Source organism: Mesorhizobium sp. BHbdii (assembly GCF_053848045.1).
In genome coordinates this window covers 1-18,473 of the sequence record NZ_JBSPKX010000006.1, presented here as the reverse complement: position 1 = coordinate 18,473, position 18,473 = coordinate 1, and the positions used below count along the sequence as shown (strand labels likewise).

Sequence of the window (18,473 nt, the reverse complement as noted above, 5' to 3'; positions counted from 1 at the left end):
CGCGGAGCCCTGCCGAAAGCGCCGAAGGCCGAACAAGAGATGGCTCCAGCCCTGCGATCCATGCCGTAACTATTGCCAAAGCGTACAGCGGTACAGGAGGTCTCGCCCGCCGATCGCGGCTTGCACGGCGATTGAGGTGCGTAACAAATAAAAGGGCGGCATCGCTGCCCCCCTTTCCGTATCTGAAGGCTGATGGGCTGGATTAGAAATCCATGCCGCCACTCAAGCCCGCTTGCGGGGTTGAGCATTATCAGTTCATGGGCGTGCTGATGGATTTCCTTAGAAATCCATGCCGCCACTCAAGCCCGCTTGCGGGCTTGAGCATTATCAGTTCATGGGCGTGCTGATGGATTTCCTTAGAAATCCATGCCGCCCATGCCGCCCATGCCGCCGCCGCCCATGCCGCCAGGCATGCCGCCGCCAGCCGACTCCTTCTTCGGAGCCTCGGCGATCATGGCTTCGGTGGTGACCAGCAGGCCGGCGACCGAGGCCGCATCCTGGAGAGCCGTGCGCACGACCTTGACCGGATCGACGATACCCATGGCGATCATGTCGCCATATTCGCCGGTCTGGGCGTTGAAGCCGAAGGTCGGGCCCTTGTTCTCAAGGATCTTGCCGGCGACGATCGATGCTTCCGCACCAGCGTTGGACGCGATCTGGCGAGCCGGAGCCTGCAGCGCGCGACGCACGATGCTGATGCCCGCGGTCTGGTCGGAGTTGGCGCCGACAGCCTTGATGCTCAGCGAAGCACGCAGAAGTGCGACGCCGCCGCCGGGAACGATGCCTTCTTCGACGGCCGCGCGGGTCGCGTTGAGAGCGTCATCGACGCGGTCCTTCTTTTCCTTGACTTCGATCTCGGTCGCACCGCCGACGCGGATGACGGCAACGCCGCCCGCCAGCTTGGCGAGACGTTCCTGCAGCTTCTCCTTGTCGTAGTCCGAGGTGGTCTCCTCGATCTGCTGCTTGATCTGGGCGACGCGGCCCTGGATCTCGGCCTTCTTGCCGGCACCGTCGACGATGGTGGTGTTCTCCTTGGAGATCGACACCTTCTTGGCGCGGCCGAGCATGTTGAGGCCAACATTCTCGAGCTTGATGCCGAGGTCTTCGGAAATGACCTGGCCACCGGTGAGGATGGCGATGTCTTCCAGCATGGCCTTGCGGCGATCACCGAAGCCCGGCGCCTTGACGGCGGCGATCTTCAGGCCGCCACGCAGCTTGTTGACGACGAGCGTGGCCAGAGCCTCGCCTTCGACGTCTTCCGAGATGATGACCAGCGGCTTCGAGGTCTGCACGACAGCCTCGAGGATCGGCAGCATGGCCTGCAGGTTGGAGAGCTTCTTCTCGTGGAGAAGGATGTAGGCGTCTTCCAGGTCCGCGACCATCTTGTCGGCGTTGGTGACGAAGTAGGGCGAGAGATAGCCGCGGTCGAACTGCATGCCTTCGACGACTTCGAGTTCGGTCTCTGCGGTCTTGGCTTCCTCGACCGTGATGACGCCCTCGTTGCCGACCTTCTGCATCGCTTCGGCGATCATCGAGCCGACCGAAGCATCGCCATTGCCGGCGATGGTGCCGACCTGGGCAACCTCTTCCGAGGTCTTGATCTTCTTGGCGTTCTTGATCAGCGTCGCAACGACGTCGCTGACCGCGAGGTCGATGCCGCGCTTCAGGTCCATCGGGTTCATGCCGGCGGCAACCGCCTTGTGGCCTTCCTGGACGATCGACTGCGCCAGAACGGTCGCGGTCGTGGTGCCGTCGCCGGCGATGTCGTTGGTCTTCGAAGCGACTTCGCGGACCATCTGCGCGCCCATGTTCTCGAACTTGTCTTCAAGCTCGATTTCCTTGGCGACGGTGACGCCGTCCTTGGTGATGCGCGGTGCGCCGAACGACTTGTCGATGACGACGTTGCGGCCCTTGGGGCCGAGCGTGACCTTCACTGCGTCGGCGAGGATGTTGACGCCGCGCAGCATGCGCTCACGGGCATCGCGGGAAAATTTTACGTCTTTGGCAGCCATTTTTAGCTCCTGGCAGGGGCTTGAATTGAGCCCGAAGATTTAAGTGACGGTGAGGCCGATATTCAGCCGATGATGCCCATGATGTCGGATTCCTTCATGATCAGAAGGTCTTCGCCATTGAGCTTGACTTCGGTGCCCGACCACTTGCCGAACAGGATGCGGTCGCCGGCCTTGACGTCCAGCGGGACGAGCTTGCCGGCTTCGTCGCGGGCGCCGGAACCAACGGCGATGATCTCGCCTTCCTGCGGCTTTTCCTTCGCCGTATCCGGGATGATGATCCCGCCGGCAGTCTTGGATTCGGATTCAACCCGGCGTACGACCACGCGGTCATGAAGCGGGCGGAACTTCGACTTTGCCATTTTTTATTCCTCGATGAGAATGGTGAGAACAGTTCCTCCATCCGGCGGCGCCGGACCTACGTTAGCACTCACCAATGGCGAGTGCTAACGTGGCGGTGAGATAAGCCGGCGGCTGGCGAGAGTCAAGGCGCTGAGTGAGCCGATCAACGCCCGGCAGTGAATTACTGGGGCCCCGGCGAACCGAGCACCAGCAGCGGGCATCGTTTCGCCAGCGGAAAGGATCCGCTCGGCACGACTCGCACTTCGTCGAACCAGTCGCTCGCCTCGTCGACGGGAATGGCAAGGGTCGCGAGGCAATAAGTCGTTCGAAGGCCTCATCTGCCGGATTGGATAATGCCCTGCTTCAAACAGATACTTGACTAAGTCAAGTAAGTGGTTGATCTTGTGCAGCAGGAGGATGCCATGACGATTCATCATCAACCCGGCAAGGAGCGGATCGATGCCGTGCGGGGCTTCAACCGCTTCTACACCCGCCAGATCGGCCTGCTCGACGAAGGGCTGCTGAAAAGCGCCTTCTCGCTGACCGAGGCTCGTGTGCTCTATGAACTAGCGCATCGCGATGGCCTGACCGCCACCGACCTTGCGCGCGATCTCGGTCTCGACCCCGGCTACCTAAGCCGGTTGCTGAAAAAGTTCGAGGAGCGCGGCCTGGTCGAGCGCGCCGCGACGCAAGCCGATGCGCGGCGCTCGTCGATCGCGCTGACGCCGGTGGGAAGGGCGGCGTTCGCGCCGCTGAACCAAGGTTCGCACGATCAGGTCGCGGCCTTGCTCGACCGGCTTCCCGCCCCGGAACAGGAACGGCTGGTCAAGGCGATGCGGACGGTGCAACTCCTGATGGACGACAGTGCAGAGCCCAAGGTCCCCTACATACTGCGACCTTTGCAGGTCGGCGACATCGGCTGGATCATCCATCGGCAGGGCCTGCTCTACGCGCAGGAATATGGCTGGGACGAAACCTACGAGGCGCTGGTCGCCGAAATCCTCGGCGCCTTCGTCAAATCCTTCGATCCGAAATGGGAACGGAGTTGGATCGCCGAGCGGGAGGGCGAAGTCGTCGGCTCGGTCTTTGTCGTGCGCCAGTCGGACGCGGTGGCGAAGCTGCGCCTGCTCTATGTCGAACCCTCGGCGCGCGGTCTCGGCATCGGCAGGCGGCTGGTCGAGGAATGCATCGGCTTTGCCCGGGCGAAGGGATACAAGACGTTGACGCTGTGGACCAATGACGTGCTCACCTCAGCGCGCCGCATCTACGAGGCGGCCGGTTTCAAATTGGCCGACGAGGAGCGTCACCACGCCTTCGGCAAGGATCTGGTCGGCCAGAACTGGAACCTGGAGCTGTAGTGGTGCTTTAGGCCTTGACCGGTATCCAGATTTCCAGCCCGCCATTGCCGCTGCGCGGATCGAATTCGGGGCCGTAGCGCTCGAATTCGGGCGCATCGGCGACCTCGTGCCCGGAGGCCGGCAGCCATTTGTTCCAGATCGTGTTGATCGTGCGGCGGATGGTCGAGATGTGGTCACGATGGGCAAACACGGCGTATTTCTGCGCCGGCACGCGCACGCGCGAAAACTCCCTCGGCAAGTCCGAAAAATCGGACACCTCGACGCCGGCGATATAGTCGAAATTGCCTGCATCGTCGCCGTTGACGCAGACGCCATAGGCGACGTCGCCGACCTCGCCCGGAATATTGCCGATATAGGGGCCGAACCGCTGCCATTGCATCGGGATGCCGGCGCTCGTTTCGCAGCTGTAGCGTTCACCGAGACCGGCGATGAGAAACGGCCGGCTGGTCTCAAAACGCGGCGGCTCGAGATTGGTGAGAAAGGACTGGTCCATCAGGATCGGCTCCACAAGATCGAGATTGTCGAGCGAGCCTTGCGCGCGCACCAGTTCCGGCGTGGTGCCGAACTGGTCGCGGAAGGCGCGGGTGAAGGCCTCATGCGAGGCGTAGCCGGCGTCGAGCGCGACCGAGAGGATGTCGGGTGCGCCGGCGGCGAGCCTGCGCGCCGCCTCGGTAAGCCGGCGAGAACGCACGTAGCCCATCACCGAACGGCCGGTCGCCGCACCGAAAGCCCGCGTCACGTGAAAGCGCGACACGCCACTGCTCTTGGCGACATCGTCGAGCGAGACGGCTTCCGGCAAATGGCTTTCGACGAACCACAGCGCTTTCTCGGTCGGGTTCATATTGCTCCTTGCATTGGCCAAATCATGCTACCGTCTTTCCGCACGGTCAGTTTGATCGAAATTGCGCCTCCCGCAAAATCCAACGATTGTGATCGCGAACTCCCTTCGACAGCTGTCCCGTCCGCTAAACCGCGTCACACGGCTCTTGACGTGGCGTCCATGCGGCATCTCAATGCGTTGTCAGGGAGGTGCCGGTGACAATCACGGCTGCCGATCAGGTCTTTCGCTTCGGCGGGTTCACGCTGGATCTCGCCAGGGGAACGCTGCGCGGTCCCGACGGGCCGGTATTCCTCCGCCCAAAAGCCTATGTCCTGCTAAAGCACCTCTGTCGCAACATGGGCCGTGTCGTGCCGAAATCGGAGCTGATGGAAGTTGCCTGGCCCGGCATCTTCGTCACCGAGGATTCCCTGACGCAATCGATCCGCGAGATCCGCAAAGCGATCGGCGAGGATATGGTTCGCACCGTCTCCAAGAGAGGCTACATGCTGGCGGCCGAAGCCGAGCAATCGCCGGAGATCGGCGTGCAACCGATCGTGGCAGTGCTGCGCTTCCGCAATGAAGGCGGCGATCCGGCGGACGAGGCGATTGTCGATGGCTTCGCCGAGGATATCATCAACGGGCTGGCACGCTTCGGAACCGTCACCGTCCTGGCGCGCAACTCGAGCTTTTCCTTTGCCTCATTCGCGCGCGCGGAGTGGCCGCAAATCCGTTCGCGCATCGGCGCGGACTTCATCGTCGAAGGGTCAGTGCGTCGTCAGGGCGAACACGTGGTGGCGGCCGTCAACCTCATCGACACCGCGAGCGCCAGCCAGCTCTGGGGCGACCGCTATCAGTCTCGCGGCACCGGCCTGTTCGCGATCGAGCAGGAGATCGTCGAGCAGATTGTTGGCAGGCTGGTGACGCGGGTCAACAATGCCGGCCTGCAGCAGGCCTCACGCAAGCCGATCACCAGCCTTGCCGCCTATGAACTGGCGCTGCGTGGCTTCGCCCTCTTGCGCGATCCTGCCCAGACCGACCAGCGAGGCGCCGAGGCGTTGTTCGAGGCGGCCATCGCCAAGGACCCGACCTATGGCCTGGCCTACACCTACCTCGCTTTGGCGCGCGCATTGGATGGAGAATTCGGGCGTGCCAGCGACGCGGTGCTGGAAAACGCCCGCGACCTTGCCGACAAGGGTCTGTCGCTCTCGCCGGACCAGGCGACCGGCCATCGGGTGCAGTCGCTGGTGCGACTCTATATGCGCGACCATGAAGCGGCCGAGCACCACATGCGCATCGCGCTGCAGCTCAACCCTTATGACGCCGACAGCATCGAGCAGATGGGCATGCTGCTTACAATGCGCGGTAGACCGCTCGAGGCGCTGACCTGGCTGGCGCGTGGCATCCGCATCGATCCTTTGCACCCACATTGGTACCAGTTCGACCGCGCATTGGCGCTCTATATGATGGGAGAATATCGGCAGGCGGCGGAGGCGTTGGAGCTTGCCACACGCCCGGCGCCGTGGATCCGCACGCGACTCGCCGCCTGCTACGCCCAGATGGGCGAGATGGAACGGGCGAGGCGGCAGATCGCCCTCATCGACGAGGGCGATCCGTTTTCGCCGGTCGACTATGCGCTGCGCGGCGTCCCGTTCGAGAATCAGGCCGACGCGGATCATCTCGCCGAAGGCGTCATGCTTGCGCTTGGGCGGCAGGCTGCGCCCGGGGTCGGTTAATCGACGACAACGACGATATAGCGGCCTTGATAGGCTCGATAGTAGGTACCGCCGCAACGCCAGACGGCGAAGCCGTTGACCTTGGTGCGCACGCAGCCCGCAGGCAGCGCGGGGACCCAGGCTGTGGTGTGCCGGAGCACGCGCCATGTGGTGCGCCGTGCGACGCCTGCGGCACTCCGGGGCGTCCAGGGCTGGCCGACTCGGGCCTCGGCCTGGCTGACCAGCGACAGCGCCGGCGCGGCGATGCCGATGATCTCGACGGCGAGGCCGACCGCGAGCAATGCAGCGGCCGAGCGGAATTTCTTCGCGGATTTCAGAGGCATTTTTTCGTTTCTCCTGATGTTGATCGAAGGTCAATGGGATGACGCGACTGGCCGGGCAGTGCCCGACAGAACCGCGAGGTGGGCAACCACGAACAGCCAATGTGCCGCGGTCGTCGCGTAGCCGACGATGAGCACGTCGGCGGCGATGAAGAACTGCCAGAACAAGAGGTTTGCGGTTCCAAGCAGTGCATGGACGGCCGCCAGGACAGCGTGCCATTTCAGGGAATAGGCGCTGCGCCACATGGGTCAGCCCGATGATCAGGGCAAGCCCGTGCGCCTCGATGAAGCCGATGCCGGTCCCGGGTGCATTGGCGAGCAGGGCGGCCTCGGCGCCGCGCCCGAAGAAGGAGCCGGCAATGTCGGTTATCAGGCCGCCTGCCGATGCGAGGATCAGGAAGCCGGCGTTGACGCGGATGAGAAGGCTTCCGAAAACGGGTGTCATGTTCGGTCCTTTCAGTTTAAATCTTGCGAAGCGGCTGCCACGGCGGTTCCGCCGCCGTGGCGTTTGCTGGGAGGGGTCGCCTTTAAGCGGCCAGCGGCTGCGGTTCGGCGACGGACTCGATGGGCTCAGCCGCCGACTCCGCCGGTGCCTTGATGCTGAACCACGCGACATAGAGGGTCGGCAGGACGAGCAGCGTCAGCACGGTCGCGACCATCAGGCCGCCCATCACCGCGTAGGCCATCGGCCCCCAGAACACCGTCGGCGCGATGGGGATCATGCCGAGGATGGCGGCCGCCGCAGTCAAAAGGATCGGCCGCAGCCGGTGCGCGGTGGCGCTGATCACCGCCGACCACGGCTCTTCGCCGGAGGCGATGTGCTGGTCGATCTGCGTGATCAGGATGACCGAGTTGCGGATCACCATGCCGATCAGGGACATGACGCCGAGAATGGCGACGAAGCCCATCGGTGCTCCCGACATCAGCAGCGCGCCGGCAACGCCGATCAGCGCCAGCGGAGCGGTGAGCAGCACCAGCACCAGGCGCTGGAAGCTCATCAGCTGTATCATCAGCACGGTGGTCATGATGAACAGCATCAGCGGGAAGACGACGAAGATGCTCGCCTGCGCCTTGGCGCTGTCTTCGATCACGCCGCCCTGTTCGACGCTGTAGCCGGCCGGCAGTTCCGCCTTGAAGGCGGCGATCGCGCCGTCGAGCTTGCGGACCACGACGGCCGGCTCGGTGCCGGGCACGACGTCGGCCTGTACGGTCACCGTCGGCACGCGGCCCCGGCGCCAGATCAGCGGCGACTCGGTCTGGTAGGTGAGCGTGGCCACCTGGTCGAGCGGCACACGGCGTCCGCCCGACGCGCTGACCGTCAGCGTGCGCAGCGTGTCGATGTCGGCACGTTCCGACTGGACCGCACGCGCCACGATATCGACGAGGTAGGTGTCGTCGCGCATCTGCGTGATCTTCGACCCTGACAGGATCGAGTTGATCGTATCGGCGAGCTGCTGCGAGGAGATGCCGAGCGCGCGCGCCCTGTCCTGGTCGACCTCGATCTTGATGACCTTGGCCGGCTCGTTCCAGTCGTAGTTGATGTTGCGCACGGCTGCATCGCTGCCCAGCACCTGTGCGAACTGCTGCGCCAGGCTGCGCGTCTTGTCCGGGTCCGGTCCGCTGACCCGGAATCTCAGCGGCCAGCCGACCGGCGGTCCGAGTTCGAGCGGCGTGACGCGGGTCATGACCTCGTCGAAGCCGTTCGCAAGTGACTTTTCCAGCCGATCGATCACGGCCTGGCGCACGGCGTGGCCCTTGGTCACGACCACCGCCTGGGCGAAGAAGTCGTTGGCGAGCTGGGCATCGAGCGGCAGGTAGAAACGGACCGCGCCCTGGCCGACATAGAAGCTCCAGTGGTCGATATCAGGATCGGTCGCGAGCAGCTTCTCGACCCGGCTCACCACCTCGTCCGTCGCCTTGATCGATGCGGTCTGCGGCAGGGTGAGGTCGACCATGATTTCGGGCCGGTCGGACTTCGGGAAGAACTCCTGACCGACAAAGCCCATGGCCACGACCGAGAGCGCGAACAGCCCGGCGGTCGCCGACAGCACCAGCCACTTCGCCCGCATCGCCATTTCGAGCAGCGTCTTGAAGCCGCGCACCAGGCGCGAAGGCTGGTGGCTGCCATGGCCCTTGATGCGCTCGGGCAAAAGGGCGACGCCGGTCAACGGCGTGAACAGTACCGCGACGACCCAGGAAACAACCAGCGCTATGCCGACGACCGCGAACAGCGAGAAGCAATATTCGCCGGCGCCGCTCTTGGCGAAGCCGACCGGCACGAAGCCGGCGATCGTCACCAGCGTGCCGGTGAGCATCGGGAAGGCGGTCGAGGTATAGGCATAGGTGGCCGCCGAGATCTTGTCGTAGCCTTCCTCCATGCGCGAGATCATCATCTCCACCGCGATCATGGCGTCGTCGACCAGAAGGCCGAGCGCGATAATCAGCGCGCCGAGCGAGATGCGCTGCAGCGAGATGCCGAAATACTCCATGGTGACGAAGGTGATGGCGAGCACCAGCGGGATGGCGACGGCCACGACGATGCCTGGGCGCCAGCCGAGCGCTAGGAAGCTGACCGCAAGCACGATGGCGATGGCCTCGCCGAGGCTCTTGGTGAACTCGCCGACGGATTCTTCCACCACATGCGACTGGTCGGCGACCAGGCCGAGCTCGACGCCGAGCGGCAGCTCGGCCGCCATCTCGTGCATTTTTTCCTTAACGTTCTCGCCGAGCGCCAGCGCGTCGCCGCCTGATGTCATCGAGATGGCGATGCCGACAGCCGGCTTGCCGTTGAAGCGGAACATCGGCTGCGGCGGGTCGGAATAGGCGCGCTTAACCTCGGCAACATCGCCCAGCCTGAAATAATGGCCATTGGCGTAGAAGTTGATCGCCTTCAGGCTCTCCTCGGAGGTGAATTCGCCGGAAACCCGAATGGCAATGCGCTCGGGGCCGGCGTCGACCGTTCCGCTCGGGGTCAGCGCGTTCTGCGCCTGCAGCACCTGCGACAGCGTGCCGACGTCGAGCCCGAGTGCTGCCACCTTCTGCGTCGAGAATTCCAAATAGATCTTTTCGTCCTGCTGGCCGATCAGCTCGACTTTGGCGACGTCGGGCACGGTCAGCAGCCCGGCGCGCAGGCCGCTCGCTAAATCCTTCAGATCGCGATGGCTGACGCCGTCGGAGGTAAGCGCATAGATCAGCGAATAGGTGTCGCCAAACTCGTCATTGTAGAAAGGGCCCTGGACGCCGGACGGCATCGTCGGCTTGATGTCATCGAGCTTCTTGCGCACCTGGTACCAGAGCGGCTGCACCTGCTCGGCCGCGACCGTGTCCTTCAGGTTGACGAAGACCACCGATTCGCCGGGCTTGGTGTAGCTCTTGACGTAGTCGAGGTTGAGAAGCTCCTCGAGCTTCTTCTCGATCCGGTCGGTGATCTGCTCCACCGTGTCGCTGGTCGTTGCGCCCGGCCATAGCGTTTTGACCACCATGGTCTTGATGGTGAAGGGCGGATCCTCTTCGCGGCCGAGCCCGGTGTAGGCGAACATGCCAGCGAGTGCGGCCGCGATCATCAGGTAGATGACGAAGCTCTTGTGGCGCAGTGCCCATTCGGAAAGATTGAAGCTGGTCATAATGCGACTCCTTTTTCATGGCGCGCCATCCCGGCGCGCGGCCGGCCTGCGCCGGCTGAAGACTTCAGTGATTCGGCTGGGTGGCACCCGCCGGTCGGGGCGGGCGTTACTCAGGCCAGGCTGTGCATGGTGCCCGGGATGCGGTACGGCCCTCGCTCGGCCAGCCGGGGTTTGATGGCAAGCCCGGCAAGGTAGCGCTGGAAGGTGGCTGGCTCCTGCACCGGCGAGGCCAGCGCGACATGGCCGTCGGGCCGCACCAGATAGGCACCGTCGCGATGCAGGCCCGTGGCTTTAGCCATGTCGGACCAGGCGAAGCTGTGGATCGGGATGCCGGTCGGAGCCAGCATCGCCCGGAACTCGGCATTCGCCTCGCCATAGACATGCACCTGCCAGTCCAGCGAGCGCAGCGGCTCGAAATTGTTGCCGCTGGCGGTGAGGACATAGGGCAGGCGGTCGCCGCCGCTGATTTTCCCGGCCGTGCCGGAACAGATCGGCCCGGAACGGTACTGGATCGCGGTCTGCGAGATCAGGCCGAAGAAGGCACGCGAGCCGTACGACGTGTGCAGCAGCACGTTCATGATCTTCGGCATCAGATAGCGCCGGAACAGGCCGACTAGGCGCGAGCGGCTGGTGATGAAGCGGAACGCCGTGTCGGTGCTCTCGATCAACTTTCGAGCAAAGGCGATGCGTTCCGGCTCGTAGCTGTCGAGCAGGCGCTGATCGGCACGGCCTTGAACCACGGCAGCGAGCTTCCAGCCCAGGTTGACCGCATCGCCCATGCCGGTGTTCATGCCCTGGCCGCCGGCCGGGCTGTGGATGTGGCCGGCATCGCCGCAGAGGAACACGCGGCCGACGCGGAAGCGTTCTGCAACGCGGTGGTGGACGCGGTAGGTCGAGAACCAGTTGACTTCGTTGACTTTGATGCCGGTGTCGCGCTCGACATCGGCGCGGATCGCCTCGAAGGTGATCGTTTCGTCGGCTTCATGCGCCTTCGGGACGATGCCGATCAGACGCAGTGAACCGGATTGCCTGACCGGCATGACGATCGCGAAACCGTAAGCGCTGACCGTAGTGTCCATGCCGTTGCGGGTGACCGCGCCGCTACCCGTCACGTCGGCGACGTAGAAGGCCTGTTCGTAGGTGCCACCCGGGAAGCCGATATTTAGCCCATGCCGCACGGTGCTGCGGGCGCCGTCGCAACCGACGAGATAGGCAGCGCAGACTGTCTCGGTCACACCGCTATTGCGCAATGTGGCGACAACCGAACTGGTCCTGTCCTCGAACGCGACCAACTCCGTGTTGCGCTCGACCCGAACCCCGGCGCGCTCGAGATGCGTGATCAGGATGCGCTCGTGAATGTCCTGCGGCAGCGCGAATGCAAAGGGGAACGGGCTGATGCCGCGGCCGAAGTCGGAGAGCGGCAGCTTTGCGGCAATGCCGGCCGGCGTGCGCACGGTGAGTTGCTCCAGCCGCACGCCGGCGGCAAGCACGTCCTCGACGATGCCGATCTGGCGGTGGAACTCGAGCGTGCGGGCCTGGACGGCGAGCGCGCGCGATGTCTCGCCTGGACCTGCGGCCTTGTCGAAGATGCGGACCGGCACGCCGAGACGGGTGAGCCAGAGGCCAAGCGTCAGCCCGGTTGGTCCGGCGCCGGCGATCAGGACTTTCGTTTGTGACGGGCTCATCTGGTTTCTCCTGCCACGATGCGAACCTTTTCGTGTTCGCGCAGCCGGTTGATGCCGGCGGTTACGACCACATCGCCTTCGGCCAGGCCGCCGCTGACGACAACCCGCTCGGTCTCGTAACGGGCAATGACAACGGGCTTCAGCTCGACGGCCGACGAAGCGCCCACAATCCACACGGCCGGCTTACCGCCCTTGTCGAACAGTGCACTTCCCGGCAACACCACGACAGGCGCGCCGGATTCGTTGACACGGCCCGCGACGCTGCTGCCAAAGCGCATTTCATTCGGGGCGTTGCGCAGCGAAACCTTCACTTGGAAGGTGCGGGTGGCGGCATCGGCCACAGGCGACACCTCGCGGATGACGCCGGATGTCGAGATCGCTGGGTTGCTCAGCAGCGAGACCATGATCTCCGGCGGATGCCCAGCGCTGCGGCGATTTGAGAAAACAGCCTCGGCGATCGAGAAGACAGCGTCGCGGGCTTGTGGATCGGCGATGCGCACGACCATCTGCCCGACATTGACGAGCTGGCCTTCCTCGGCGCCAGTCGCCGTCACCACGCCGTCGAAATCCGCGTGCAGTTCGGTATAAGCGAGCTGATCCCTGGCCATCTCCAAGCCAATCTTTGCCGAGTCCAGCTTGGCTTGCGCCGAGCGGAGGTTCTTCAACGTTGCATCGTAGCTGGCGCGCGTCGTGAAGCCTTTGGCAAGCAGCGCTCCGAGGCGGGCCTCGGCGGCGCTAGCCTCGACCAGCACGGCCTGCGCCGCCGCGACATCGGCCTCGGCGCTGCGCAAGCGGTTGCGATAATCCTGGTCCTCGATGCGGGCGAGCACTTCGCCTTTCCTGACCATCTGGCCTACTGCTGCCGTGCGCTGCACGAGCTTGCCGGAGAGCCGGAACCCAAGGTCGCTTTCGCGCTGTGGGCGGATTTCGCCGATCGCGAGCCGGCTGTCCGCCTGCGGTGCCGGCTTCACCGTCACGGCCTTGACCAGCTTCGCTTCCGGCACATCCGGCTTTGCGCTTGCGGCCTCGCCCTTGGCAGCGTACCAGGTGACGGCGGCGGCGCAGGCGAGCGCCGCGATCGATACGCCGACGAGGCCACGTTTCAACCTGCTGTGGAATGCGGCAGTCATGTTGTCTCCTATCCATGTTGCGGCCGGCGCCGGAATGGGTGCGACAGCCGGCTATGATCCTTGGCTGGAGACGGGGCCGGACGCCTTGGCGCGAAAACAGGGTCAATTCGCCCGTTCACCAGCACGCTTTCATTCGGCTTTTCAGGCGCTGAAATCCCGATCGGATTCTGAAAATTTTCCGATGTTTTGGCGACCGACCTTTTCCCTGCTGGCCCTTTGAAAGGTCCTCGAATGGGGCGCCCAGGGAAAAACCAGAACACTGGTCGCCGGTGTTGACAGCGGAGCGTAGCACTTGATATGTTATATTATTACATACACCCTGCTGGCAAGTGACCTTCTGGCGCGCACGCTGTTGCCGCCGCAGGAACTGCCAATCGGCATCATCACCAGTTCGGTCGGCGCTTTCTTTGTCGTCACATGCTCATTCGCAATCATTGGACCTGACTGCCATGCACACTTGCTGCCTTCTGGCACAATGCGGCTCCTTGAATGATGAGCACGCTCATAATATGTGTCGCTCATGGATTCCGACGGCATCGATAGATTGGGCTTTTTGATCCACGACGTGCAGCGCTTGATGCGCAAGCGCTTCGAGGCGAGGGCTAGCGGGCTCGGCCTTTCCTCGGCGCAATGGCGGCTTATGGTCCGCGTCGCCAAAGAAGAAGGCATCACGCAAGCGCGGCTCGCCGAGCTTCTCGAGATCGAGCCGATCAGCGTCTCGCGCCTGGTCGACCGCATGGAGGAGAGCGGCTGGATCGAGCGCCGTTCCGACGCCGCCGACCGCCGCGTTCGCATGATCTTCCCGACCGCCAAAGCGAGCGAGGCCTATGCAGATATCAAGAGCCTCGCCGGCGAAGTCTATGAAGAATCGCTGACCGGAGTGTCGCCGCAAGATCGCCGCATCCTGATCAAGGGTCTGGAGGCGATGGCCAAGAACCTGGCGGACGGCGAGACGGCGTCCGCCGAAAAAGTCGAGAGTGCAGAAGGCGCAGCAGCATGAACGCGGTAGCCAAGGTAGATGAGAATGCGACCAAGCTGGAGATGGAAGCTCCCGCTCAGCCCGCGGCAGCCCCGGTTACAGTCGCTCCGCCGGTAGAACCGGCGCCGGTGGCGCCGAAGAAGAAGCGCCGTGCCGGCCGCTTCCTTTTGATGTTCGCACTCCCCGTGGCACTGATCGCCGGCGGCAGCTACGTCTGGGTGACCGGCGGCCGTTACCAGGAGACCGAGAACGCCAATCTGCAGCAGGCCAAGGTCTCGATCGCCGCCGATACGGCAGGTCGCATTGTTCAGGTCGACATTTTCGACAATCAGTCCGTCAAGCAGGGCGACGTGTTGTTCGCCATCGATTCCGAGCCCTACCGGATCGCACTGGCCCAGGCCGATGCGGCGGTGGCCGGCGCGCGTCTCAATGTTGAGCAGTTGCGTGCGGCCTACAGCCAGGCGGTAGCTCAGGAGAAGTCCGACGCCAGCCAGGTCGACTACGCGCAGTCGCAATATGACCGGGCCGCCGACCTTGCCCGCAAGGGCATTAACGCCAAATCGTCGCTGGATGAGGCCAGGAACGATCTCGACAAGGCCAAGCAGCAACTGGCCGCGGCCGAGCAGGGTATCCTCAGCGCCAGGGCGGCGCTTGGCGGCAATCCCGATATCGAGACCGACAAGCATCCGACCGTGATGGCGGCGCTCGCCGCGCGCGATAAGGCTGCCTACGATTTGGCGCAGACCACGGTCACGGCGCCGGCCGACGGCATCATCAGCCAGGCTGCCTCGTTCAAGGTCGGCCAGTATGTCGGCTCCGGGACGCCGCTGTTTTCGCTGGTCGAGACCGGCGATACCTGGATCGATGCCAATTTCAAGGAAACCCAGCTCACCCATATGAAGCCCGGCCAGAAGGCCGAAATTGTCGTCGACACCTATCCGGGCAAGACGTTCGAAGCCACGGTCGAGGCGATCGGTGCCGGCACCGGGGCCGAGTTCTCGCTGTTGCCCGCCCAGAACGCCACCGGCAATTGGGTCAAGGTCACCCAGCGCATTCCGGTGCGCCTGGAACTGGCCGATGCCGGCGCCAAGATGGCGCTGCGCACCGGCATGAGCGCGACCGTCACGGTGGACACCGGCGTTTCCCGCGGGCTTCCGAGCATATTCGGCCACGCAACGGCGGGTGAGGCGCAATAGACCACCTCGTTCCATTGGATGATGAGGTCTGAGACGCAACAAGTAGAATGCAGGCCGCGCAGGAAGAGGAACGCAGCTGACAGGATTGGTCCGATCGGGGATGCGGTGAGGGTTGGGGTTCGGACCGGGCTGCGTCGCGGCCAGATCGAAGCCTGAACAATCCGACGCAGGCCCCTTCGGTCCTCAGGTTTCCGGGCGGCAGGCGCCCGTTATCGAGACGCTCGGTCGATGTAACCCCCACATCGATTTCGCGTCCCACTGCGATGAGGGTCTCTCCACACGGAAGGCCTCGCCGCCCGGAAGCCTGGCGCATCGGCCCGAAAATCGGAATCGATTTTCGGAAAGCACGATGCGCAGTCTCAAAGTACTAGAGCGTACTTTATGCGTCCAAATGTACGCACGTCGCTCTACTGTACACGTTTTTGTCACCTGCCGGAAGTTCCACATAATGAGCACGCCAGAACCCTTTCGCGAAGTGCCGCATCGCGGCCTGATAACCGTTGCACTGATGCTGGCGACGATCATGCAGGCGCTCGACACCACGATCGCCAACGTCGCGCTGCCGACCATGACCGGCGATCTCGGCGCTTCCCCCGACAACATCAACTGGGTGTTGACCTCCTACATCGTCGCCGCGGCGATCATGACGCCGGTGACCGGATGGCTGGCCGACCGCTTTGGCCGCAAGGAGCTGTTTCTGACGGCGGTGGTCGGTTTCACTTTCTTCTCCATGCTGTGCGGTCTGGCATGGAGCCTTGAAACCATGGTGCTGTTCCGCCTCATGCAAGGCGTGTTCGGCGCGGCGATCGTGCCGCTGTCGCAGACCTTCCTGCTCGACATCAACCCCAAGGAGCGCCACGGCCAGGCCATGGCAATCTGGGGTGCCGGCATCATGCTGGGACCGATCCTGGGCCCGACGCTCGGTGGCTGGTTAACCGAGAATTTCAACTGGCGCTGGGTGTTCTTCATCAACCTGCCGGTCGGCATCCTCGCCTTCCTTGGCATGGCCGCCTACTTGCCGGCCGTTGCAAGGCGGATACGCAGCTTCGATTTCTTCGGCTTCGCCATGTTGTCGCTCGGCGTCGGCGCTCTGCAGCTGATGCTGGATCGCGGCGGCGAGGTCGACTGGTTTTCCTCGGTCGAGATATGGATCGAACTCGGTCTTTCCATCACCGGCTTCTGGGTGTTCATCATTCACACGTTGACGGCGGAGCAGCCCTTCATTGACCCGAAGATATTCCTCGACCGCAATTTTGTGACCGGGCTGGCGTTCATCTTTGTCATGGGCGTGCTCATTCTGGCGAGCATGTCGCTGCTGCCGCCAATGCTGTCGAGCATCTTCGGCTATCCGACCCTCGCCATCGGCATCGTCTTAGGGCCACGCGGCGTCGGCACGATGATTGCCATGCTCGTCGTCGGCCGCATCATGCACAAGGTCGATGCCCGAATCCTCGTCGTCATCGGCTTCCTCCTGACCGCGCAATCGCTCTACACCATGTCTAGCTTTTCACCGCAGATGGACAGCTGGCTCATCCTCAGCTCCGGCGTCATCCAGGGCCTTGGAATGGGAATGGTGTTCGTGCCGCTGTCGACCGTGGCCTTCGCCACGCTCGACGCGCGCTTCCGCACCGATGCCACTGCGTTATTCAGCCTGGTGCGCAATCTTGGTTCGTCGATCGGCGTATCGGTGGTGACGGTTCTCCTGGTACGCAACACGCAGGTGAACCATGCCGAGCTCTCAGCTTACATCAACCCGTTCAATCCCAATCTATGGGCGGCGTTGCCGGCAGCGGCGGGCGGCGATCCGACGGCGCTTTCCCAAGTGGACGGCATGGTCAATATCCAAGCGATGATGATCTCTTACGTCAACGACTTCAAGCTGCTGATGATGATGACGCTGATTGCCATCCCGTTCGTTTTTCTGCTCCGCAAGCCAAAGGCTGGTCCGACCGCCGGTCCCGCCGCCCATATGGACTGACGGCTCGTCGACGTGCCGGTCACGCCTCCTACTTGCCCAGAACAAGGCTCCAGTAGCGCAGCGAGCTGTCGCGGCCGTCCCGCACATAGGCCAGACCGAAGCGGGTGAAGCGCGGGTCGAGCATGTTGCGGCGGTGGCCGGCCGAATGCATCCAGATGTCGAACAGCTTCTGCTGATCGAAACGGCCCTCGGCGATGTTTTCGGCGGCAGCACCGCTAATGCCGTTGCCCTTGACGCGCGAGGCGAATCCCTTGCCCCAGCCTGTGGTATGGGTCATGCGGCCGCCGCGCGCCATATAGCCGGACTGCTGCAGGGCTGCCCGTTCGAGCTGAGGGTCGGGGAGAAGCGGCCCGAGGCCGGCTGAGGCACGGATGCCCGCCAGTGTGCCAACGGCGGAGGCGGAGACCCCGGCGCCTTCGCCGGTGGCCAGCACAGTGGCGCAGGCAGCGAGCCCGGCCAGTGCAGCAAGGCCGGCAGCTCTAAATAGCATTCGCCTGTTAAAGTTTGATCGGGCATCGGAATTTTCGATTTGGCAACGGTCATGCCCGAGTGACATAGCGGTGATCATGGCTTTTTGCCGGGCCGGCGCTCAAAAATCTGGCTCACTGCGCCCTTAGCCGTCCGCGAACCCCGCTGACTGCACGCTACGGCGCGGTATTCTCCAAGATAGTCCACCCACCCACCGCCGATAGCCGCATTGCTCTCGACAAGAGCACTCCTGCCGCAGACCGCTAGCCGGCAGACACTTCAGCGGCAAGGTCTACAGCAGCAAGATCCAACTGACGGACGGCGGCAAGAAGCTCAACGTGCGCGACTACATTGGTGTCTCAATGCTCGGTCGCTCGCAGATTTGGGGCGCGTCAGGAATAAGGCACCAGGATCGACTGGAAATCTGTCGATCCAGAGACAATCATATGGAAAGAAAACGTCTGAGCCGTCATCGTCGATCGATACAGGCATAAGCGCGGAGATCGCTACCGGTGGGCTCTCGGGGAGCTGCTGACACCAAACTCAACTTAATTTCGGATCGGGTTAAAGGCATTTGCCGAATATAGCGGCGCCGTCGCATCTTTCTGCTTGCCGCCCTATTTCACCAAGGACGGGGCCGCCGGAATGAAGGCCAGCTTTCGGGGACCGGCAAGGAACCGGTCAGCGACTGATATCGGGTCGTTTGCCGGAATGCCGCCGCCGAGGAACGAGAAGGCACTGGCTGGGTGTTGATGGCCACATCGGGAGGTGAACCCATGGAACCGCGCGCCAAGGAACAGGAGAACCTTTCCCGACTCGAACGGGCCGCGCA

General features: G+C 63.5%; 15 protein-coding genes and 2 pseudogenes. 7 read left to right on the top strand and 10 right to left on the bottom strand.

Annotation, left to right across the window (positions count from 1 at the left end; all coding sequences use genetic code 11):
- Window positions 1-356: 356 nt before the first annotated feature.
- Window positions 357-2,012, bottom strand: coding sequence for a chaperonin GroEL (groL, locus tag ACWTU8_RS25970; protein ID WP_029354200.1), 1,656 nt, complete (start codon window positions 2,010-2,012; stop codon window positions 357-359).
- 62 nt (window positions 2,013-2,074) lie between these two features.
- Window positions 2,075-2,371 (bottom strand): co-chaperone GroES, encoded by a 297-nt coding sequence (gene groES, locus ACWTU8_RS25965; protein WP_006203049.1) that lies wholly within the window; start codon window positions 2,369-2,371, stop codon window positions 2,075-2,077.
- A 402-nt stretch (window positions 2,372-2,773) separates the two neighbouring features.
- Here groES and ACWTU8_RS25960 point away from each other — a divergent pair, with 402 nt between their 5' ends.
- The gene (locus ACWTU8_RS25960) at window positions 2,774-3,709 is read left to right on the top strand and encodes a bifunctional helix-turn-helix transcriptional regulator/GNAT family N-acetyltransferase (protein WP_455850405.1); all 936 of its coding nucleotides are present in this window, start codon (window positions 2,774-2,776) and stop codon (window positions 3,707-3,709) included.
- 7 nt (window positions 3,710-3,716) lie between these two features.
- Here ACWTU8_RS25960 and ACWTU8_RS25955 read toward each other — a convergent pair whose 3' ends face one another.
- A complete protein-coding gene (locus tag ACWTU8_RS25955) occupies window positions 3,717-4,550 on the bottom strand; it encodes an AraC family transcriptional regulator (protein ID WP_455850404.1) in 834 nt (277 codons plus the stop codon).
- A 194-nt stretch (window positions 4,551-4,744) separates the two neighbouring features.
- Between ACWTU8_RS25955 and ACWTU8_RS25950 the strand changes: the two genes are divergently transcribed.
- A complete protein-coding gene (locus ACWTU8_RS25950; protein WP_287338799.1) occupies window positions 4,745-6,262 on the top strand; it encodes a winged helix-turn-helix domain-containing tetratricopeptide repeat protein in 1,518 nt (505 codons plus the stop codon).
- Here ACWTU8_RS25950 and ACWTU8_RS25945 read toward each other — a convergent pair.
- The 5 genes from ACWTU8_RS25945 to ACWTU8_RS25925 all read right to left on the bottom strand — a co-directional run bounded on the left by ACWTU8_RS25945 (window position 6,259) and on the right by ACWTU8_RS25925 (window position 13,020).
- Complete coding sequence (locus tag ACWTU8_RS25945) at window positions 6,259-6,585, bottom strand: hypothetical protein (RefSeq protein ID WP_455850403.1); 327 nt, start codon at window positions 6,583-6,585, stop codon at window positions 6,259-6,261. The two genes, ACWTU8_RS25950 and ACWTU8_RS25945, sit on opposite strands and share 4 nt — an antisense overlap.
- A 30-nt stretch (window positions 6,586-6,615) precedes the next feature.
- Entirely contained in the window at window positions 6,616-6,828 is a 213-nt protein-coding gene (locus ACWTU8_RS25940; protein ID WP_455850402.1) for a hypothetical protein, read from the bottom strand.
- A gap of 281 nt (window positions 6,829-7,109) precedes the next feature.
- Window positions 7,110-10,205, bottom strand: coding sequence for an efflux RND transporter permease subunit (locus ACWTU8_RS25935; RefSeq protein ID WP_455850401.1), 3,096 nt, complete (start codon window positions 10,203-10,205; stop codon window positions 7,110-7,112).
- Between the two features lie 110 nt (window positions 10,206-10,315).
- On the bottom strand, window positions 10,316-11,890 hold the full coding sequence (locus tag ACWTU8_RS25930; protein WP_455850400.1) for an FAD-dependent monooxygenase: 1,575 nt from the start codon (window positions 11,888-11,890) through the stop codon (window positions 10,316-10,318).
- Window positions 11,887-13,020, bottom strand: a complete 1,134-nt coding sequence (locus ACWTU8_RS25925; RefSeq protein WP_455850399.1) for an efflux RND transporter periplasmic adaptor subunit — start codon at window positions 13,018-13,020, stop codon at window positions 11,887-11,889. The genes ACWTU8_RS25930 and ACWTU8_RS25925 overlap by 4 nt, the downstream gene beginning before the upstream one ends.
- A 319-nt stretch (window positions 13,021-13,339) precedes the next feature.
- Between ACWTU8_RS25925 and ACWTU8_RS25920 the strand changes: the two are divergent.
- The 4 genes and pseudogenes from ACWTU8_RS25920 to ACWTU8_RS25905 all read left to right on the top strand — a co-directional run.
- Window positions 13,340-13,513: pseudogene (locus tag ACWTU8_RS25920) on the top strand (iron chelate uptake ABC transporter family permease subunit); the annotation flags it as partial.
- Window positions 13,514-13,540: 27 nt separating this feature from the next.
- A complete protein-coding gene (locus ACWTU8_RS25915) occupies window positions 13,541-14,020 on the top strand; it encodes a MarR family winged helix-turn-helix transcriptional regulator (protein WP_455850398.1) in 480 nt (159 codons plus the stop codon).
- Window positions 14,017-15,195 (top strand): HlyD family secretion protein, encoded by a 1,179-nt coding sequence (locus tag ACWTU8_RS25910; RefSeq protein ID WP_455850397.1) that lies wholly within the window; start codon window positions 14,017-14,019, stop codon window positions 15,193-15,195. Before ACWTU8_RS25915 ends, ACWTU8_RS25910 begins: the two co-directional genes overlap by 4 nt.
- A gap of 448 nt (window positions 15,196-15,643) precedes the next feature.
- On the top strand, window positions 15,644-17,173 hold the full coding sequence (locus tag ACWTU8_RS25905; RefSeq protein ID WP_455850396.1) for a DHA2 family efflux MFS transporter permease subunit: 1,530 nt from the start codon (window positions 15,644-15,646) through the stop codon (window positions 17,171-17,173).
- A gap of 28 nt (window positions 17,174-17,201) precedes the next feature.
- On the opposite strand, the gene ACWTU8_RS25900 is transcribed toward ACWTU8_RS25905, so the two are convergent.
- Window positions 17,202-17,663: a CAP domain-containing protein gene (locus ACWTU8_RS25900; RefSeq protein ID WP_455850395.1), complete on the bottom strand. Its 462-nt coding sequence runs from the start codon at window positions 17,661-17,663 to the stop codon at window positions 17,202-17,204.
- A 271-nt stretch (window positions 17,664-17,934) separates the two neighbouring features.
- On the opposite strand from ACWTU8_RS25900, the pseudogene ACWTU8_RS25895 reads away from it, so the two are divergent.
- Window positions 17,935-18,135, top strand: a pseudogene (locus ACWTU8_RS25895) (hypothetical protein); the annotation flags it as partial.
- Window positions 18,136-18,258: 123 nt separating this feature from the next.
- Here ACWTU8_RS25895 and ACWTU8_RS25890 read toward each other — a convergent pair.
- The coding region (locus ACWTU8_RS25890) for a hypothetical protein (protein WP_455850394.1) at window positions 18,259-18,473 on the bottom strand (215 nt) is incomplete at its 5' end.

Coding starts and splice junctions, on each gene's coding strand:
- groL (WP_029354200.1), bottom strand. CDS start 2,012: ATGGCTGCCAAAGACGTAAAATTTTCCCGCGATGCCCGTGAGCGCATG.
- groES (WP_006203049.1), bottom strand. CDS start 2,371: ATGGCAAAGTCGAAGTTCCGCCCGCTTCATGACCGCGTGGTCGTACGC.
- ACWTU8_RS25960 (WP_455850405.1), top strand. CDS start 2,774: ATGACGATTCATCATCAACCCGGCAAGGAGCGGATCGATGCCGTGCGG.
- ACWTU8_RS25955 (WP_455850404.1), bottom strand. CDS start 4,550: ATGAACCCGACCGAGAAAGCGCTGTGGTTCGTCGAAAGCCATTTGCCG.
- ACWTU8_RS25945 (WP_455850403.1), bottom strand. CDS start 6,585: ATGCCTCTGAAATCCGCGAAGAAATTCCGCTCGGCCGCTGCATTGCTC.
- ACWTU8_RS25940 (WP_455850402.1), bottom strand. CDS start 6,828: ATGTGGCGCAGCGCCTATTCCCTGAAATGGCACGCTGTCCTGGCGGCC.
- ACWTU8_RS25935 (WP_455850401.1), bottom strand. CDS start 10,205: ATGACCAGCTTCAATCTTTCCGAATGGGCACTGCGCCACAAGAGCTTC.
- ACWTU8_RS25930 (WP_455850400.1), bottom strand. CDS start 11,890: ATGAGCCCGTCACAAACGAAAGTCCTGATCGCCGGCGCCGGACCAACC.
- ACWTU8_RS25925 (WP_455850399.1), bottom strand. CDS start 13,020: ATGACTGCCGCATTCCACAGCAGGTTGAAACGTGGCCTCGTCGGCGTA.
- ACWTU8_RS25915 (WP_455850398.1), top strand. CDS start 13,541: ATGGATTCCGACGGCATCGATAGATTGGGCTTTTTGATCCACGACGTG.
- ACWTU8_RS25910 (WP_455850397.1), top strand. CDS start 14,017: ATGAACGCGGTAGCCAAGGTAGATGAGAATGCGACCAAGCTGGAGATG.
- ACWTU8_RS25905 (WP_455850396.1), top strand. CDS start 15,644: ATGAGCACGCCAGAACCCTTTCGCGAAGTGCCGCATCGCGGCCTGATA.
- ACWTU8_RS25900 (WP_455850395.1), bottom strand. CDS start 17,663: ATGCTATTTAGAGCTGCCGGCCTTGCTGCACTGGCCGGGCTCGCTGCC.